Source organism: Gottfriedia luciferensis (assembly GCF_002156865.1).
GTDB classification, from domain to species: Bacteria; Bacillota; Bacilli; order Bacillales; family Bacillaceae_G; genus Gottfriedia; species Gottfriedia luciferensis.
In genome coordinates this window covers 22388-41329 of the sequence record NZ_NCTA01000016.1, presented here as the reverse complement: position 1 = coordinate 41329, position 18942 = coordinate 22388, and the positions used below count along the sequence as shown (strand labels likewise).

At 31.5% G+C, this 18942-nt stretch carries 21 protein-coding genes; 10 read left to right on the top strand and 11 right to left on the bottom strand.

Annotated elements, in window-relative coordinates; all coding sequences use genetic code 11:
- Positions 1–26 precede the first annotated feature (26 nt).
- Positions 27–1565: an FAD-dependent oxidoreductase gene (locus B7R67_RS12645; RefSeq protein ID WP_088070951.1), complete on the bottom strand. Its 1539-nt coding sequence runs from the start codon at positions 1563–1565 to the stop codon at positions 27–29.
- A gap of 171 nt (positions 1566–1736) precedes the next feature.
- Between B7R67_RS12645 and hpt the strand changes: the two genes are divergently transcribed.
- Complete coding sequence (gene hpt, locus B7R67_RS12640) at positions 1737–2264, top strand: hypoxanthine phosphoribosyltransferase (protein WP_088070949.1); 528 nt, start codon at positions 1737–1739, stop codon at positions 2262–2264.
- A gap of 89 nt (positions 2265–2353) precedes the next feature.
- Here the strand turns inward: hpt and B7R67_RS12635 are convergent, their stop codons facing one another.
- The gene (locus tag B7R67_RS12635; RefSeq protein WP_088070948.1) at positions 2354–2767 is read right to left on the bottom strand and encodes an NUDIX hydrolase; all 414 of its coding nucleotides are present in this window, start codon (positions 2765–2767) and stop codon (positions 2354–2356) included.
- 143 nt (positions 2768–2910) lie between these two features.
- Between B7R67_RS12635 and B7R67_RS12630 the strand changes: the two genes are divergently transcribed.
- Positions 2911–4170, top strand: coding sequence for a TolB family protein (locus B7R67_RS12630; protein WP_088070946.1), 1260 nt, complete (start codon positions 2911–2913; stop codon positions 4168–4170).
- 515 nt (positions 4171–4685) lie between these two features.
- On the opposite strand, the gene B7R67_RS12625 is transcribed toward B7R67_RS12630, so the two are convergent.
- The 4 genes from B7R67_RS12625 to B7R67_RS12605 form a co-directional block, all read right to left on the bottom strand.
- Positions 4686–5450 carry a 2-phosphosulfolactate phosphatase gene (locus tag B7R67_RS12625; protein ID WP_088070944.1) on the bottom strand — a complete coding sequence of 255 codons (765 nt, stop codon included), beginning with the start codon at positions 5448–5450 and terminating at the stop codon, positions 4686–4688.
- A 90-nt stretch (positions 5451–5540) separates the two neighbouring features.
- On the bottom strand, positions 5541–6062 hold the full coding sequence (locus B7R67_RS12620) for a hypothetical protein (protein WP_088070942.1): 522 nt from the start codon (positions 6060–6062) through the stop codon (positions 5541–5543).
- A 27-nt stretch (positions 6063–6089) separates the two neighbouring features.
- Positions 6090–6455, bottom strand: a complete 366-nt coding sequence (locus tag B7R67_RS12615; RefSeq protein ID WP_088070940.1) for a VOC family protein — start codon at positions 6453–6455, stop codon at positions 6090–6092.
- 441 nt (positions 6456–6896) lie between these two features.
- Positions 6897–7349, bottom strand: a complete 453-nt coding sequence (locus B7R67_RS12605) for a GNAT family N-acetyltransferase (protein WP_088070936.1) — start codon at positions 7347–7349, stop codon at positions 6897–6899.
- Between the two features lie 234 nt (positions 7350–7583).
- Between B7R67_RS12605 and B7R67_RS12600 the strand changes: the two genes are divergently transcribed.
- The 6 genes from B7R67_RS12600 (at position 7584) to B7R67_RS12580 (ending at position 12950) form a co-directional block, all read left to right on the top strand.
- Positions 7584–8135 (top strand): cysteine hydrolase family protein, encoded by a 552-nt coding sequence (locus tag B7R67_RS12600; RefSeq protein WP_088070934.1) that lies wholly within the window; start codon positions 7584–7586, stop codon positions 8133–8135.
- Entirely contained in the window at positions 8132–9601 is a 1470-nt protein-coding gene (locus B7R67_RS12595) for a nicotinate phosphoribosyltransferase (RefSeq protein WP_088070933.1), read from the top strand. Before B7R67_RS12600 ends, B7R67_RS12595 begins: the two co-directional genes overlap by 4 nt.
- Positions 9594–10223 (top strand): nicotinate-nucleotide adenylyltransferase, encoded by a 630-nt coding sequence (gene nadD / locus B7R67_RS12590; protein WP_088070931.1) that lies wholly within the window; start codon positions 9594–9596, stop codon positions 10221–10223. Before B7R67_RS12595 ends, nadD begins: the two co-directional genes overlap by 8 nt.
- Positions 10220–11041, top strand: a complete 822-nt coding sequence (gene nadE / locus B7R67_RS12585) for an ammonia-dependent NAD(+) synthetase (protein WP_088070929.1) — start codon at positions 10220–10222, stop codon at positions 11039–11041. The genes nadD and nadE overlap by 4 nt, the downstream gene beginning before the upstream one ends.
- Before the next feature lie 132 nt (positions 11042–11173).
- Positions 11174–11314, top strand: coding sequence for a lmo0937 family membrane protein (locus B7R67_RS21905; RefSeq protein WP_208615652.1), 141 nt, complete (start codon positions 11174–11176; stop codon positions 11312–11314).
- Between the two features lie 139 nt (positions 11315–11453).
- On the top strand, positions 11454–12950 hold the full coding sequence (locus tag B7R67_RS12580) for a flavin monoamine oxidase family protein (RefSeq protein WP_235822151.1): 1497 nt from the start codon (positions 11454–11456) through the stop codon (positions 12948–12950).
- A gap of 114 nt (positions 12951–13064) precedes the next feature.
- Here the strand turns inward: B7R67_RS12580 and B7R67_RS12575 are convergent, their stop codons facing one another.
- From B7R67_RS12575 to B7R67_RS12555, 5 genes are all read right to left on the bottom strand, one after another.
- Positions 13065–13481, bottom strand: coding sequence for a hypothetical protein (locus tag B7R67_RS12575; RefSeq protein ID WP_088070927.1), 417 nt, complete (start codon positions 13479–13481; stop codon positions 13065–13067).
- Between the two features lie 471 nt (positions 13482–13952).
- A complete protein-coding gene (locus B7R67_RS12570; RefSeq protein WP_235822150.1) occupies positions 13953–14891 on the bottom strand; it encodes a DNA-3-methyladenine glycosylase family protein in 939 nt (312 codons plus the stop codon).
- Between the two features lie 92 nt (positions 14892–14983).
- Positions 14984–15958 (bottom strand): DMT family transporter, encoded by a 975-nt coding sequence (locus B7R67_RS12565; protein ID WP_088070926.1) that lies wholly within the window; start codon positions 15956–15958, stop codon positions 14984–14986.
- 136 nt (positions 15959–16094) lie between these two features.
- On the bottom strand, positions 16095–17021 hold the full coding sequence (locus B7R67_RS12560) for a DUF1835 domain-containing protein (RefSeq protein ID WP_088070924.1): 927 nt from the start codon (positions 17019–17021) through the stop codon (positions 16095–16097).
- A gap of 480 nt (positions 17022–17501) precedes the next feature.
- On the bottom strand, positions 17502–17630 hold the full coding sequence (locus B7R67_RS12555) for a YuzL family protein (RefSeq protein ID WP_088070922.1): 129 nt from the start codon (positions 17628–17630) through the stop codon (positions 17502–17504).
- Positions 17631–17732: 102 nt separating this feature from the next.
- On the opposite strand from B7R67_RS12555, the gene B7R67_RS12550 reads away from it, so the two are divergent.
- Both B7R67_RS12550 and B7R67_RS12545 read left to right on the top strand, forming a co-directional pair.
- Positions 17733–17975, top strand: a complete 243-nt coding sequence (locus B7R67_RS12550; RefSeq protein WP_088070920.1) for a YkuS family protein — start codon at positions 17733–17735, stop codon at positions 17973–17975.
- A 521-nt stretch (positions 17976–18496) separates the two neighbouring features.
- On the top strand, positions 18497–18700 hold the full coding sequence (locus tag B7R67_RS12545) for a hypothetical protein (RefSeq protein WP_088070918.1): 204 nt from the start codon (positions 18497–18499) through the stop codon (positions 18698–18700).
- The last annotated feature ends 242 nt before the right edge of the window (positions 18701–18942 follow it).

Genomic DNA, 18942 nt, shown 5'->3' with positions numbered 1-18942 from the left:
TATTTAAATTTGGAATATCACTATTTTTATTGAACAAAAACCTGTTTTAACGGTTGATCGGCTGGACCTTCTAAAACTTCACCATAAATTGAAAACCTTGATCCATGACAAGGACAATCCCATGATTTTTCTCCATTGTTCCACTCGACCTCGCACCCTAAATGAGTACAAGTTGTGTCAACACAATGTACTTTTCCATTTACATCTTTATAAGCTCCAACTCTTTTTCCATCTAATGTAACTACTGAACCTTCATCATTGTATAATTCTTCTATTTTTCTAGAAACAGGTTCTAATTTCCCTTCAATTAAATGTTTAGCGACATCAAGATTTTGCATTAAGAAATGCTTAATACTTGGGTCAGCTTGAAATCTTGAGGGAGTAAAAAGATCAGCATCTACAGCTTCTTTTTCTAGAATTAAATTACTAATTAATTGTGCAGAAACTGTTCCACTTGTCATGCCCCATTTACGGAAACCTGTTGCTACATATATATTTTGGTTTTTCGATGACAATCTGCCGATATAAGGTAAGTTATCTAAAGTAATTAAATCTTGGGTAGACCATCTAAATTTTACATCTTCTATTCCAAAAGTCTCTTCTCCAAATTGCTTTAAATTTTCATAAAAGCTCATTGTACGAGTTTCTACACCAGTTTTGTGACTCTCTCCACCAATTAAAACTAATTCTTCGTTATTATATTTAATCGATCTTAATGACCGTTTTGGATCTTCCGCACTTATATACATTCCTCCAGGAAATGCTGTTTTTACCTTTGCAGCTAATACATATGAACGATCTGCATGCAATTTTGTAAAAAAGAATTGATTTCCATCATAAAAAGGAAAATGAGATGCACTTACAACGTGCTTACATTTAATTTTTCGTCCACTTTGCGTTACTACAACTGGACGATCGCCAGTTTCAACGTCAATCACAACAGTTTCTTCATATACTTTTAATCCTTTTTCGACTGATTCTTTTAATAAATGAATCAAATATTTCAAAGGATGAAACTGTGCTTGATTCTTCATTGTGATTGAAAATTTACTATCAACTGGAAGTAATATTTTTTCATCTCCGAATGATTCAATTCCTAATAATTCATATGCCTTTAATTCTTTATGAAGTTTACTTACATATTCATCTGAATTTGTATAAATGGTTGCATCTTGAATCTCAAAATTACAATCTAATTGATTATCATTACAGTATTTCTTAATAAAATCCATTGCATTTTTAGTAGAGTGATAAAAGATTTTTGTCTTTTCCAATCCGAAGTGCTGAATTAGCTCATCATAAATTAAATCATGCTGTGCCGTTACTTTTGCTGTAGTATGGCCAGTAGTTCCATTAATGATTTTATTCGCTTCAAGTAAAGCAACCTTCATACCAGCTTGAGTTAAAAAATATGCGGTTGAAATTCCAGTAATACCAGCCCCAACGATTACAACGTCAAATTCTCCATCATCATTATATGGTTCGAACGAAGGAATATTTAGTCCACTTCTCCATAATGGCTTTGAGTGTTTAGGTAAACCATTATAATCAATCTTTTCATTCATTTGAAAACCTCCAAATTTGTTATATGGCTATTATTACCAAATTGAAGACTGTTCATGATATTTACTTTTTAATTCTACTATTTAGTAAATATTGTTAAAATGGACATAATGATGAATGCTAATTAAATCAATTCATTCAAATAGGAAAAATATGTAAAGAGGGTAATTTTCATGTCATATAGAATTAAGGATACTTTAATTTCAGAATCTGATTTAAAAACAAGAGTAAAAGAACTCGCTAAACAAATCGAAAATGACTTTAACAATGAACCACTTATCTTAGTGGTAGTATTAAAAGGCTCATTTGTGTTTGCAGCTGATTTAATTCGTGAAATGAAGAACGACATTAATGTGGATTTTATTTCTGTATCTAGCTATAGCAACCAAACTGAATCCACTGGTAAAGTTAAACTACTAAAAGATTTAGACGAGAATATCACAGATAAAAATGTTGTGATAATTGAGGATATTATTGATAGTGGTCTAACATTGCATTTTCTGCGCGACCATCTAGACATGCATAAGCCAAAATCAATTAAGATTTGTACATTATTAGATAAGCCAGAAAGAAGAAAAATCGATTTACCTGTAGACTATGTAGGGTTCGTTATTCCAGATGAGTTTATTGTCGGTTACGGAATTGATTATGCACAGCAATATCGTAATCTTCCTTATATTGCTACGGTAGAAAAATATTAAACAGAAAAGCTTTGTTTAAGAAGGTAGGGGTAAAAGTATGGAACAATTTTCTGTCCACTCCTTATTAACCTACCTTTCTAGCTATTAAATTAAAAAACCATTTTTTTATTTATTAGCTCTATTAGTAAATTGCGATCTTCAGGAAAAGAAAGCTCTAAATCCTTTATTTCATCAGCAGATTTCCATGCTATATCATAAATCAACTGATCAGGATCTTGTATTTTTGCGTTACCACCTACGACTTTAACTTCAAAATAGTGTACTTCTACTTCAAAACCATATGAAACTCCTTCTTTTACAAACAATCGTTTAACAATTTCAGCTTCATATCCTGTTTCCTCAAAAATTTCTCGAATACAGCACTCTTCAATCGTTTCATTTTTTTCTAAACCACCAGATGGTACCGACCAAACCTTCTTTTCCTCAGGTTTACCTTGGAGCACCATTAAAATTTGAGCATTTCGATTAATACAAACACCAGAAGCGCCAATCCATTTCTCCATTTATTATCCCCTTCCCTTTTTACTTTTCTATTCGTTAACTTGAATGCTTTTCCTACCTAAAAATCGATTCTCTATTTATTAATTACGTTTCAAACTTAGTTACTTGGGAAAAATAAAACAAATTTAAAGAACGGAGTGATTTTGTGAATCGAAAAATCTTTTTAATCATCCTCATTATTTTCAGTTTTATTGTTCCTAGCTTTACACACGCCGAAACGACAGAAAAACCATTAAGAATTGCTTTTGTACGCGATGGATACGTATGGATAAAAATAAACAATAAAGAAACAAAGATTACCAAAGTAAGAAGTGTATACCTGAATGCACCACAATGGTCTTATGATGGTAGTTATTTAATGTACGAAAAAGAAATACCAACAGGTCCTACCGCTTCTTATCCTACTCGTTCTGAAATTTGGATATATAATTTAAAAACTAAAAAAGAACAAAAAATATTTAATGATGGCAATAATCCGAAATGGTCACCGACTAAAAATATTATTGCATTTCAAGATAGTGGCGTGTTGAATGTTTCCGATTTTAAAAACTTTTATAATGTTGCATTAGGCGTAGACGACTATAATTGGTTTCCTAATGGACAAGGCTTTATCGCTTCTTCCGCTGCATCACTTAATCCGGACGGTTGGACAAACCCTGTTTTGTATAAGATCACTCTACCAAATGACTTAAAAAAAATTCCCGGTTTAACGAATCATGTGAAGCAGTTTTTCGTTGTTCCAAAAACTTTAACAAAAGGAAATACTTCAATTCCATCTATTAATGCAAGATCCTTTCAATTTTCACCTGATCAAAAGTGGATTTCATTTATCGTAAACCCTACAGCTTCTTGGTCAATGGATAGTGATATGCTTTGTATTATTTCGTCAGATGGTAAGGTTTTTGAAGTTCAGGATGAAATTATTTTAAATTTAGATGATCCGAAATGGGCTCAAACCAAAAATATTTTAGGATACATAGCAGGCGGAGGAAGATTAGTTTTCGGATATAAAAATAAAAAGATGAAAATCACCGAAATGCCTGCTTTTACATCAACAAATTTAACTCCACCCAAATATGCTGAATTAGCATTTACTTGGTGTGATGATTCATCAATCGTTGTTTCAAGGGTAAAAGAAAGTGAGTGGTCTAATGATGAAAAAAAACGTCCGAAACCATCTTTAAATCGAATCAATCTTCATGATCATAAACAGTTAAAAATTACAAGTCCACCTACCGGAAAGGGTGATTATAATCCTATTTACTCCAAATCTACGAATAAAATAACATGGTTAAGAAAAGGTGAGCTGGATGTAATAGGTAATCTGTGGATTTCTAATTTGGATGGCAAAAATGCTAAAGTTCTAATAAAGAATGTTAGTTCCTACTCTATTTTTAACCGTTAGAATAATAAAAAGGATGAATAGTAAATTCATCCTTTTTCACCTGTTGAAAAACAATTACCAAATTTTCGTAAAGGAAGTTGAGCGATGTTCATTTCCACTACAGGATGCATGCTTAAGAGCAGGAAAAAGGAAAGGCAGGATCAAGGGGAAAGTGAAAAGAAAAGATATTAAAAGACTTTAGAGTATTTTATTTAATTCCTATATATAATATATTTCTTATCTGCTTTACCTACTTTTCCTGTTTTCCCTGCCTTTACCATAGGAGTCGAGCACCCTTTCGTTCCAATCAACTTACTCATTAATAAAAGTATTCATTAAATAAAAATTTATATATCCTTTACTTAGAAGAATTTATTAATTTGTTTGAACGACAAATTCAAAAAAAGCATCTTCCATTATTCATTAATAGAACGTTTAAAAATACTAACTTTATCATCTATAGTTTTCAATTAATGACCTTTTTCATATTGAACATACTATATTTCAACACACTGAGAATAGATGAATTAGTGAATTCATCCTTTTTCTATTTTTAATGCATCAACAAAACAATTATTCTGCAAAACTGGGACTACATTAAATCGATTGATTTGACTACAATGCTTAACATCCTCTTTAAAACCTTTCATTCTAAGCTCTCGTCCGCTTCCACATTCCCAAATTAGCTCTTTTATTTTATGTTTAGAATAAAGAAATGCTCCTAAACAAACTTCCACTTCTGGTGATTTTGTTCCCTCTAATTCATTCAAAATTGCTCCTGCACCTAAATAATCTTCAATCGAAGGTCGTAATGCATCTTCGTTTTCTTGAATTTCGTTCCAAACCTCACCGCAAGGAATAACTGTGATATTTGCATTTAATTCTTTTCTTAGACGATTAGCATAGGCTGCAACTGATGAAGCGTTTAGGAAAGAACCAATTAATAGTGCAGGCACTTTTGAAGCAATCCAAGAGCAAAATGCTCCATTTAGTGAACATAAGACGTACTTATTATTTGCATGACTTTGATTAAAAGAAACTGGTGAAAGAGTGGCCTTCCCTATTACAGCTGCTTCATTTCTACCTAATATATACTCTGCACCAATTTTTTCTGCATAAGCTTTTCCATCTAAATTTGGTGGATATGGGTAGATAAGTGCATCCTGACTAATTGCGGATACAACAGTTGATGAAAAGCTAAGAATATCAACAACAATTGTAATATCGCCTCGCTCCGCTGCTTCTCGAGCACCTCTTTTTCCCCATTCTACACGACATTCAAAATAAGATTGATCGAACACATTCTCAACCTCCTTAGGACCTTACTAAAATTAATACTTTGCTGTAGACAAATAACATATATTTCGGACTGATATAAAATGTAAACCTATTTAACGATAGGTTACTTCTGTAAAACCAAAACTATTTTTAGTAGTATTCATCGGTTTGTTTGGATAATAGAAAGCTAAATTTTTATAATTCATTTGATATTTACTTTTTGTAAAATACTTATTTAGTTGTACTACATTCATTTTTTTATTGTCTATATAGATTCCTTTACCAATTGGTCGATCCATATCAAAACCATAGATTAATTTATCATTTAAAAAATGCATTGCTTTTCCATCGCCAGCGTACAAATGTGCAGCTCCTGAAATCGTTGCATAATTCACTGTTAAAAATGTTGTAGTTTTATATATATAAATACTATGTGGAACATTGGTTATACATAGAGTGTAATGACTGTTTGGGATATTCACTAATTGGTAATTTTCTTTCTTTAATTCAGGTAAATCTTTATGAATTGCAAATTTTATGGCTTTTTCTTTTGTATTAAAATTTATTGATATGTAAGTAAATATGCTGACAATCGATACAAAAATTAGAATTAGTGTAATTATTTTTTTATTCATTTTTGAACCTTTCTTCTAAAATGATCATTATTCAGGAAAAGAACATACACCTAATCGATTACCATCTAAATCATAAAACTCGAACCATTTAAACGTTCCATCTTGGTTTACTTTCTCTACTTTTACATCATGTTGAACGAGATGTTGATATGCTTTCTCTATATCAGAAGTATAAAAATTAAATTGCATATGCTTATTGGTATGACCTACTTCTTGTTCGTTCTTTCTAACGAGTGTTAATGGAGTTTCTCCTATATTTAAAGTTGCATATCCATTTGTTACATCATTCCATCTAACCGTAAAGCCTAATACTGAACAATACCACTCTACTGCATTCTCAAAATCAGTTACTTGTAGGAAAACAGTATCAATTCTTTTAAATAAATTTGACATAAAACCCCTCCTTTTTTTCAACCTTTACATATTCACCATTTATCTACTTTTTCCTGTTACTATTTAAATTTCATCATTTTGAAAAAGCCGAGCCTGAGGCGAAGACAGTGACTTAGTTGCACTTATACTTAATTCCGCCAACTACGTCGAGTTTTCTAAATAGCTGCCAACTTTCTTAACGTAAAAAAGTCCACCATTAAAAGGTGGACTCAGTGTGTAGACAAAGTCCTATTTATCTGATTTTCAGACTGATTGAAAACGCTTGTCTTTCGAGGCGCGAAGCCTGGCGAGGAGCGGAGTTACCCTTAACGGTAATGAGCACCGCAGACAGGCGAAGTAACGAAGAAAGCGAGCGATTGGCGGGCAGTCTGAATCCACCTTTAAAAGGTGGACTTAAGAACGATTAAATGCTTTTGTAAATCGCTTTAATCTAAACGAGTTTTATTTTAGATTTTCTAAATTTAATGAATAAGAAAAAAATTCTTTATCAACTTGATAGCCATTTTTTTCATATAGAGCTTGAGCTGATTTATTATCAATAGCAGTTTGTAAGTCTAATGACTTTGCTTTTGATTCAATTGCAAATTTCTTTGCAGTATCTAGCAGCATTTGAGCTACTCCTTTTTGTCTTGCAGCTTCAGTTACATATAAATCATTTAATATCCATAACCTCTTCATCGATACAGAAGAAAAAGAGGGATATAACTGAGTAAACCCTAAATATTTATCTTCATCTTTAACAACAAAAATAATTGAATCTTTCTTTTTGATTCTCTCTGTAATAAATTCAATTGCACCATTTAAATTACTTTCTTGTTTATAAAACATTCTGTATTGATTAAACAATGTTGCCACTTCTAAAATATGCTCTAAATTTGCACGAACTGCTTCCAAACAAATCCCTCCAACGAACGATCGAATATATCCTTAGTTAGTTCGATACATTTCCAAAAATTCCTCCATAAAGCAACAATAAATACGAAAAGGGAAATAATCTAATTAACCAGATTTATTAAATTTCCAAAATATAGGTTTTCACTTATAATGATATTGTAGTTGAAAAATTAATTTGTTTTAACCTATTTTGTGAAAGAATTAACATTCATAATTACTAGGGGTGATTAGAAAGTGGATAAAAAAGCGCTTATTATTATTGATTATACGAATGATTTTGTAGCAGATGCAGGTTCATTAACTTGTGGTAAACCAGCTCAAGAAATTGAACATAATATTATGCAATTAACAAAAGAATTTATTAAAAATCAAGATTTTATTGTATTTGCAATAGACGTCCATGATGAGAATGATCCTTATCATCCCGAGACAAAATTATTCCCTCCTCACAATATTAGACATACTAAGGGAAGAGATTTATATGGTGGATTACAGAATTTATACAATTCAGTGAAGAATGATTCAACCGTTCAATGGATTGATAAGACCCGCTATTCTGCTTTTGCAGGAACAGATCTCGAAATTAAACTAAATGAACGTGGAATTAATGAGCTTCATTTAATTGGTGTATGTACTGATATTTGTGTATTACATACAGCAGTCGATGCTTATAATAAAGGTTATAAACTAGTCATTCATCAAAAGGCTGTTGCTAGCTTTAACGAAGCTGGACATGAATGGGCACTAAGTCATTTTAAAAATACTTTAGGGGCGGAAATAAGATGAATTACAACTTTCAAGATGATAGCTTTGCACTACATACTGACCTATATCAAATTAATATGGCAGAAACGTATTGGGGAGACAATATCCATAATAAAACTGCCATTTTTGAATTATACTTCCGAAAGCTCCCATTCGGTAATGGGTACGCCATATTTGCAGGTTTAGAAAAAGTAATCAATTATCTCCAAAACTTTAAATTTAGTAGTACAGATCTGGAATATTTAAAAGAAGAGTTAGGGTATGAAGATGATTTTATTCAATATTTATCTGGAGTACGATTCACTGGTTCGGTCCGTGCAATCCAAGAAGGCGAATTAGTTTTTGGAAACGAACCAATTTTGAGAATTGAAGCTCCATTACTTGAAGCACAATTAATTGAAACTGCTTTATTAAACATAATAAATTATCAAACATTAATAGCAACGAAAGCTTCACGTATTAAACATATCGTTGGTAATGATACGCTTATGGAATTCGGTACAAGACGTGCTCAAGAATTTGATGCTGCAATTTGGGGTGCTAGAGCCGCAATTATTGGTGGATTTCATGCGACTAGTAATGTTCGTGCTGGCAAATTATTTAATATACCAGTTTCAGGTACACATGCTCATGCACTTGTACAAACATATCGTGACGAATACACCGCATTCAAGAAATATGCGGATCGACATTATCACTGTACATTTTTAGTCGATACATACGATACGCTAAAAAGCGGAGTCCCAAATGCGATTAAAGTAGCAAAAGAATTAGGTGATAAAATTAACTTTGCTGCAATAAGACTTGATAGTGGTGACTTAGCCTATTTATCTAAAGAAGCTAGGAAAATGCTTGACGCTGCAGGCTTCGTTAATACTAAAATCGTTGCTTCAAATGATTTAGATGAATATACAATCTTAAACTTAAAATCACAAGGTGCGAAGATTGATTCTTGGGGAATTGGTACAAAACTGATAACCGCATATGATCAACCTGCTTTAGGTGCTGTATATAAACTAGTAAGTATTGAAGATGAGAATGGGAATATGGTTGACACCATAAAAATTTCTCAAAACCCTGAAAAAGTTACAACTCCTGGATTAAAGAAATTGTATCGAATCATAAATACGATTAATCATCACGCAGAAGCGGATTATATTGCGCTTGAAGATGAAAATCCTCAATCAGAGGAAAAAATTAAATTATTCCACCCAGTTCATCCTTATATTAGTAAATTTGTATCTAATTTTGAGGCTAGAGAACTTCATCATCAAATTTTTTCAAATGGCGAATTAGTCTATAAATTACCATCGATTACTGACATCCAAGCATTTGCCGAAGAAAATTTAGGATTACTTTGGGAAGAATATAAGCGCGCTTTAAATCCCGAAGAATATCCTGTTGATTTAAGTCAAAAATGCTGGGATAACAAAATGGAAAAAATAGCAGAGGCTAGAAAGAAAACAGAGGAATTGAAAAATGGCTAAAATTGGGATTTATGGCAGTTCATTTGATCCGATTACAAATGTTCATTTATGGACTGCAAGTACGATTGCTCATCGTTGCCAATTAGACAAAGTAATATTTTTACCTTGTTCTTCTAAACGAAGAGATAAAAAATTACATAATACAGATGAACATCGATGGAATATGTTAAAACTGGCAATAAAGAACAACTCAAAATTTATTGCAGACGATTATGAAATGAACAAAGATGCTTGGGAAGTATTTACTTACTATACAATGAACCATTTTAAAGCGAAGTATAAGGATGATGAGGTTTATTTCATTATGGGAGCAGATCTTCTTGAGGACATAGCTGACGGAAAATGGAAATACGGTGATCAGTTAGTTTCCGAAAATAAATTTATTGTAATGGCTCGCGATGGAATTGATATGTTAAAGACGATTTCTCGTTCGCCATTATTAAGAAATAATGATAATGGATTCAGATTCCATCTTATAGATAAAGGATTGGCGATGGAAATTAGCTCAACTTATATTCGCGAGGAGTTTGCAAAAGGCGGAGAGCCAAGATATTTATTACCTGAGGATTGCTATGCATATATTAAGAAATACAATCTGTATCAAAAGGAGAATGAAGATTGAACAGTTTACAAAAAGAAATAGTTGAAGAAATGAAAGTAAAGCCTGTTATCGATCCGAAAGAAGAAATTCGAATTAGTGTCGATTTTCTTAAAAGCTATCTAAAAAAACACCCATTCTTAAATGGTTTTGTATTAGGTATTTCAGGTGGTCAAGATTCCACTTTAACAGGCAAACTTGCGCAAATGGCAATTAATGAATTAAATAGTGAGCAATCGGAAAAGAATTATCAATTTATTGCAGTTAGATTACCTTATGGGGTCCAAATGGATGAAGAAGATTGTCAAGAAGCTTTAAAATTCATTCAACCAACGAAGACATTTACAGTAAATATTAAAGCAGCTGTTGATGCTAGTGTTGAAACATTAAAAAGCATCGGCATTGAGCTTACTGATTTTGCAAAGGGTAATGAAAAAGCTCGTGAAAGAATGAAAGCTCAGTATAGTATTGCTGCGATGAATGGCTGTGTTGTATTAGGAACGGATCACTCTGCCGAAGCAATTACTGGTTTTTACACGAAATATGGCGATGGAGGCGCTGATCTTTGTCCGATTTTCCGTCTTAATAAACGTCAAGGGAAAATGCTATTACAAGAATTAAATTGCCCACCAAAATTATATGAAAAAGTACCGACTGCTGACCTTGAGGAAGATCGTCCTCAACTAGCTGATGAAGTCGCTTTAGGTGTTACATACAATGATATTGATGACTATTTAGAAGGAAAGGAAATTAGCAGTGATGCTCAAGCAAAAATCGAGTCATGGTTTAATAAATCTAGACATAAAAGACAAATGCCTTACACTGTTTTCGATAAATTTTAATTTAAAGTTTATCAACAGTCTAAAGCTGCCAATTATGGCAGCTTTTTTAATTGTTAACGTAATCTTGGATATGAAATAAAAAATTGGACAACGTAATAATACAGTCATAAAAGAAAGGAATGTTCATTAATTATGTGGATTCTATTTTTTATTCTTTTAATCTTATGGTTTTTAGGATATTTTACATTCCATATCGCTGGCGGATTAATTCATATTGTATTAATTATCGCAATCATTGTCTTTATCGTTAATTTATTTAGACGTAAAAAGTAGTTAGTTTTCGTCAAATGTGAGCTTGAATCTTCAAGCTCTATTTTTTTGTTAATCCAAAACTAAATCACAAAATCTCTTCTATCTCTCCCTATTATTGAATAAAATTTCTTGAATGTCTTAATAATAGAGGAGCGTCTGTATGACTGTGAGCATGGAAAGTCCTTTAACAATGGAACAAATGCTTCAAACGATTCGTACAGGACTACCAAAAACACATGAGCCAAAAAATATAATCATTGTAGGAGCAGGTATTTCCGGCTTGGTAACTGCATCACTTTTAAAAGGAGCAGGTCATCAAGTAACCGTTATTGAAGGAAATAATAGAATTGGTGGTCGGATTTTTACTAATCGTTCTTTTTATGCCGGACAATACATGGAAAATGGTGCAATGAGAATCCCTTCAATTCATTTGCTAGTATTAGAATATATTAAAAAATTTAACCTTCCATTAGAAGAGTTCATTAATAGTACTCCAAACGACATTATATATGTAAACAATGTACGAACAATTCAAAAGATTTATGAAGAAAATCCAGATATTCTTAACTTCCCCACATCACCGTCTGAAAAAGGTAAAACTGCTGAATATTTAGCACAATATGCCATGCAACCTGTAACTGACTTTATTAAACAAAATCCAAAAAAAAATTGGGAAATCGTCATTAAATTACTTGATCGATACTCTATGGATTATTATTTGAAATACAATCCTTATGGCAGAAGATTATCAGTTGGAGCAATTGATATGATTAAGGTAATACTAGGTTTGGAAGGTTTTCCGGAGCTCTCATTCACTGCCTTACTTCGAGAAGTAATGATTTTATTTACTCCAGGACTTAAGTTTTATGAGATAAAAGGTGGAAATGATCAATTACCATATGCATTTTTGCCAGAGTTACAAGAAAACATTTATTATAATCTAAAAATGAAAAAAATCGAACAAAACGACTCTCAAGTAACCATCCATACTGAAGATACTCAAACCTCACAACAATACAATATTACAGGCGATTTAGCAATCATTACGATACCCTTTTCTTTAATGAACTTCGTTGAGGTAGTTCCTCGTGATTTATTTTCCTATAACAAATATAAAGCAATTAGACAGTTGCACTATGTAGCTTCGACAAAAATAGGTTTACAATTTAAGACTAGATTTTGGGAAAAAGAAGGATATGTTGGCGGAAAAATGATATCAGATTTACCTGTTCGTTACTCATATTTCCCTAGCCAATCTATTGGTACAGAAAGTCCCGGTGTCATTTTGGCAAGCTACACCTGGGAAGATAACGCTACAATTTGGGATAGCTTAACTGAACAGGAACAAATTGAAAATGCACTTGAAGATTTATCTAGAATATATGGAAAAGAAATTTACAATGAGTTTATGACTGGGAATTCTTTCAGTTGGGCAAAAAATCCTTTTTCTGGTGGTGCTTTTGCAATTTACAAACCAGATCAACAAACTGAAATCGCTCCTTATATTTCCACTCCAGAAGGAAATGTCCATTTCGCAGGAGATCATACTTCTACTGCTCCTGGTTGGATTCAAGGTGCAATTGAATCTGGAATTAGAGTTGCATACGAAGTTAATGACCTCCCTATCTCATCAGTAAATGAGAAGATACATGATTAAATCAATCAGTCTGAAAATCAGATAAATAGGACTTTGTCTACACACTGACATGATTAAATCATGTATATTACCAAAAGAAAGGGGCTGAGACAGCCCCCATTTTTATGTATTTTATTATCCAATTTTTAAATAACCGACCGTTGGAACAAATGAATATCCTTTATTAATAACCATGTCCGTTATTTCAGTTGAGTCTGTATCCTTAACTTGGTAAAACAATTTATATTGAATTGATTTCGTTTTCTTACCTTTTAATACATTATTTAAATAAACTAATTCAATGTCCAAAAAAGGTATTCTGTACTTTAAATTATTCGTTAATCTACTTGTAATTAATTTATTAAACTCGATATCTGCATCGTTTATTGTTTTATTGCTCTTCATCTCATCCATTAATTGAGCTTGCTTACTCACAAGTTCATCAATTATAAATTCGATTTCCACTTTCGAAAGAGAGCGAGTTTCTTTTATCGGTAATATAGGCTGATTTGTCGTTTCCTTACTAAATAATCTTTTTAAAAATTTAATCATAATCCTTACCTCTTCATTTTTCTCATATTTACTTTTAATCATTTAAACAAAAGCATTTTTTTAAACTTTAACAATTAAACAAAGGATGTTTAGCTTCATTATCCCAATAACAGCCTTTTTAATAAAGCTTAAATATTTTTCGCATTAATACTATTCTCTTCTTAATTCAAAAATCCTTTGAAGAATTGATTATCTTTAAAAATTAAAATTTCTGCCTTTGCGATGCCATGTTTTAATTAGATATTATTTTAAAGAATTTAGCGTTAGGTTTATAGAAAACTCGCAGATTGGGGCCTTTATTGTACTTATAACTAAAATTGGGAACTACTTCAAGTTTTCTTCACTACTACAAATTATACTTTTTTAAAATGTAAAAATAAAAGGGCGTCTTAATGTAGACAGCCCCTTACTTTTTTTCACATGCATAGTTATCATGATTCTGATTCATGTGAGTATGACATTTTTTGGTTATCAATATAATGATCTCCATAAATAAAAGGTTACATAAGCTTCCCAACCATTCCATTTTGTTGCTAATTTCTTAATTTCCTCAATGGTAGGTTTTTTATCTAATGATAGTTGATTCTTAAGGGCATTATGTATTCCAACATCTGCAATCGGAAATGCACGTGTCTCCTTTAAGCATTTCATTAGAACATAATCAGCCGTCCAATTTCCTACACCGCGAATTTCTATTAGCTTTTTTAATTTTTCCTCATATGAACCTAGACATACTATTCCTTCTTTTGAAATGAAACCTTCCTTCATTAATTTCGCAATCCCAATTATATATTCAGCCTTCCTAGTCGTGAATTTTAAACTTGTTAAATCGGAGACTTCTAGCTCATCAATGTCTTCAGGAGTCGGAAATAGCCAAAAGTCTTCACCATTCCATTTAAAACTCTCGCCATATTTTTCTACAAAGCTTCTTTTCAATGAAAAGGCAAATGTTAAATTGATTTGTTGGCCCATAATCGCCCAAGTGAATGCTTCAAATAAATCTGGTATTCCAATTATACGAAGTCCATAATATTGCTGAATTAGCTGTTTTAGCATTTGATCATTGTTACTTAGTTGATAAAAACCACTTAAATCCCTTCCCATATCAAATAAATCCCAAATATAACGTGCTGCAGCTTTCTTAATGACTTCACTCGGATTTTGATCAGGAAACTCAATTAATATTCTCTTATCTTCACTACTAACTTTTAATAATAGTAATTCATTATCTATTTTAATAAGCTTAAAAAAAAAGTCCTCCTTAACTGCATGAAGAACCTCATTATTTGACCTTGCTAAAAACACTAAACATTCTTTAAAACTAAAATCATCTGGGGATAAAATTGATATGGCATTCTGCTGATTGTCTATGAATACTCTATTATTTAATTCAATCTGCTTATTAACCAAGTTACTCAACTTCTTTCAGTTTTTTTAATTACGATATTTTTATTTACTCTTTTATGACCTGCTATTCCTTTTCCCTGCTCTTATATTCCTAATCACAAGTTAACTGTCTCCTTACTTTCTTTTACAATCTTTATCTTTTGAGAAAGATAACTATGTAATATCATTCCAATCATGATAATCATCATTCCGAACCAGGATATGATTGATGGAATAGGTGAAGATAAGAAAAAGATCTCGCCTATTACTGTAAATAAAACTTCCATTGACTGAGTTGCTTCTACTGCACCTAATTTTTGCATGTTCCCCCGAACAATGTCAGTCGCTTGAAAAAATAATACTGTTGCAATTACTCCTGAAGAAAGAGCTACAATTAATGATTGTGAGATTTGTCCCTGACTTGGTAATCCTTCCGTAAATAAACCATAGATCGACAGAATGATCCAAAATGGTAAGCTTGCAATGGTCATGCCTAAAACTCGTTGATATACATCCAACTTTCCATCACAAATTTCCATCATTTTTCGATTACCAAGCGGATATGCAAAAGAGGCAATGATAATCGGTATAATGCCTATTAATACCGTTGAAATCGTAAGTTTTTTAGCTAATTCAGTCTGCATTAATACTATTCCGAAAATGATTAACAAGGACATACCTAACCCTTTAAACGGAATTTTCCCACGTATTTTTCGAGGTCCATTAGGCGTTTGAACTGTAAGGAAGAACAAAGGCGCTAATAGAGATCCTGATAAAATTGTAATTTGCCATGAGCTTGCAATAAGCCATCCAGGTGAATAGACTGCTGCAAAACAGATCGGTGCATAAAATAATCCAAATCCAATTGTAGACCAACTAATCCAAAGTTTTAATTGACTCTTCATTTCTTCGAATAATTCTGTTAGATTTTTACGACTGATCACGATAATAAGTAAAAAAGGGAGCATAAAAAAATACCTTAGTGACGCACTCCAGATCCAGCTACCGCCAGATAATTCCATTGATCTGTTTAAAATAAACGTAATCGAGAAGAAAAATGCTGCTAATATTCCTAGTAAAATTGGGCGCATGTTGATCCACCTCATTTCCTTAGCACCACAATAAATTCAATCATTATTTTACGATTCATGGTTTTGTCCTGAAATTTTCTTTTAAACTAGTACGTAGAAACTCAGGATAACCTTTTTATCTATTTAATGAGAACAATTAAGTAGCAATATTCTCAAAAATGTGAATGCCGCCAATCCACCAGTCAATACCAATTAAATCAACCCGGTTTGACTTTCCTTTCAATACTTCCATTCCCCATTTTGTTAAACTCAACTCTGCTTGAGGGCTATATTGATTATAATTTGGTAGCGTTTTATTACTACTTATTAAAGGATATTCACCGTTCATTAATTCATTTAAAATAGCTGCGAAATATAAATCACTTAACCCATCATTTATCCTCTCGTTAGAGACTTTAGTGAATAACTCTGCAAATGATTTCGCACTCTCATCTAACATTGATAAAGCTAAAAATTCTACTTCATTTAAACCAGTCTTTGGAGATGGAAAATAGGTTTTATGGCATATTAATGCTTGTTTTAATAAAGGCAATGTATAACAATTTTGAATAAATCTATTTAATTCCTCATAATGATCTGATTGATATGCATTCCATCCTGCAATTGCTTCTTTCATTTGTTCATTCGAAATTTTTTGTTTCATATTAAGTAACTCGATTAATTGTTCAGAAGTCAACTGCCCTAAACCATGAAAAGGTTCAATTCCTTTATATTCATTTATGCTTACCATTGAGACTTTTTGAAAACCTAGTATAGATAATTGTGTTAATAAAAAAATGAACATTGTTTGATCGTAACGATCATGTTCAAACCATAATACAACTTCCTCAGATCGTGATAAGTTATTTAATAATTCGTATTGTTTTTGGCAATTTTTAATAAAAAATTCTGCCGGAATCTTTAGCTTTTTCTCAAAAAAATTCGCTCTTCTTCTATAAGTTTCTTCTAAAGACCATGCCTGATTAAGTGGACCAAAATCGTACATTTCTCTCCAAACAATAATATTTCCATTTAGTTTTTTAATTTTATCTCCTACAACATCTCCATTTACAATATGATTCATCACTTCAGCTACTTTCTGATTGATTTATTAGTTACGACAAAGAAAATACATTACAATGAAATGATGATGTAATGTATTTCATCAAAAATGGCTAATTAAGTGTATAACGTTAGCGACAAGTTGTAAAAACATAAAAACTTTAATGAACAATAGACAAAAAAATCATTGATAATATAATTCTTTATTCTCTTTATAAAGGGGATATCCCTTTAAAATATATGTTTGTATGCGTTTATTTAAAAGCTATGTAAAAAAGTATGATGATTTCCGTTAAAGGATGCTCGCCTTTATTAAGAGTAGGATCGAGGAAAGGCAGGATCAAGGGTAAAGTAAGAGATTAAAATACTTTAGAGTATTTTGTTGATTTCTTTTAAATAACTCACGTCCTTTATGCTTTCTCTGAAATATGTATTGTTAAATACCACAAAAAATTGCGAAAAAAAACGCTAACCACCTTATAGTTAGATGGTTAGCGTTTAATTAAGATTGTTTTTGTTTTTTTCTTGAGGAAGACATTTCGATTCCAGTCTCAGAAGTAGTTGTTCCTTGACCTTGTACATGTGATGAACCTAGTCCAACTCTAGATGGATCTTTTTTAGTTTTTCCCATTAAAAACACCTCCATATTTACTTTTTCTAAACTTAAACTTCTTTATTCTAAGAATATTTTTCCTTAAAATAGCAAATCTTATATTCTGAGGAGGTGTTATTTATGGCTAGAATTGGAGTAGAACAATCTTTAACAAATGTTCAAGATGCACTGCGTTCTGCAGGACATGATGTAGTTGAATTAAAACAGGAATCTGATGCAAATGGTTGCGATTGCTGTGTAGTAACAGGTATGGATTCAAATGTAATGGGAATGCAAAATGTTGCAACACAAGGATCCGTGATTGAAGCTAGTGGCTTAACTGCGGAAGAAGTTTGTCAACAAGTTGAAAGTAAATTACAATAATCGGACCTTATTTACCAGCCAATTAAAGAAATAAATATGGTTTCAACCAAAAGGTAAGCAAACTTTCACGAAAATTTGCTTACCTTTTTTCATAGCCTTCGTTGTACTATTTTTCATAAAATAATATTTTAAAATCATTTTATTCTCCCTCTTATTTCTACATGTTAAAAATCGACTTTCCATTAAAACATTATACTAATAAGTTTTTTTACTCGTTAAACAACTTCATATTCTTTTAGTAAGTAAATACTATTCTTGTCATATCAATCGTTTATGGATAATTTGTAAATTAATTGAACTTTTCGATTCAACTTTTTGGATAATATATTTTTTCCATTTTCCAAATAAAATATTGTTTTTCTCAACTTTTATAAATTTATAGGACTATTTATTTATTTTCCTGCTAAATTTTCCGAAAAATTTTAATAATAGAACTTTACTTTTTATAGAGATTTTTTTAAATATAATGTGTATTATATGAAATTGTGTAATTAAACAATGCTGGAGGACTTAAAGAAAATATGAAAGTAAGTAAGAAATATGTAAATTTACTCAATGGTATGACTTACACTTCTCTTGAAAAAGAAAAAGAAAGTATCATACAAATTCTTTCAAACAAAGATACATTAGACACTGATTTCTATAATTTAATAAAAAAACTCGAACTAATTTATCAAATTACATTAAAAAAGTTCAAAAAAAGTGTTCAAAAGAAATACTCCTAATGAAACCTACATCATAAGAACATTCAATAATACAGTTCTTCTCCTTCAATTTCAATTAAGCACCAATTCATTTTCGTCTAACTATTAATCAAACTTTTTAAATTAAAAATGTCCATAAACCCACCTTGTATAGAACACTAATCATCTTGTACCAATTATTTTATAAGTAAGAGGACTGTATTATTCTAAACCGTTCAAGACTTTTAGGAAAAAGCATAACTATTTCCATAAATTACAACTTT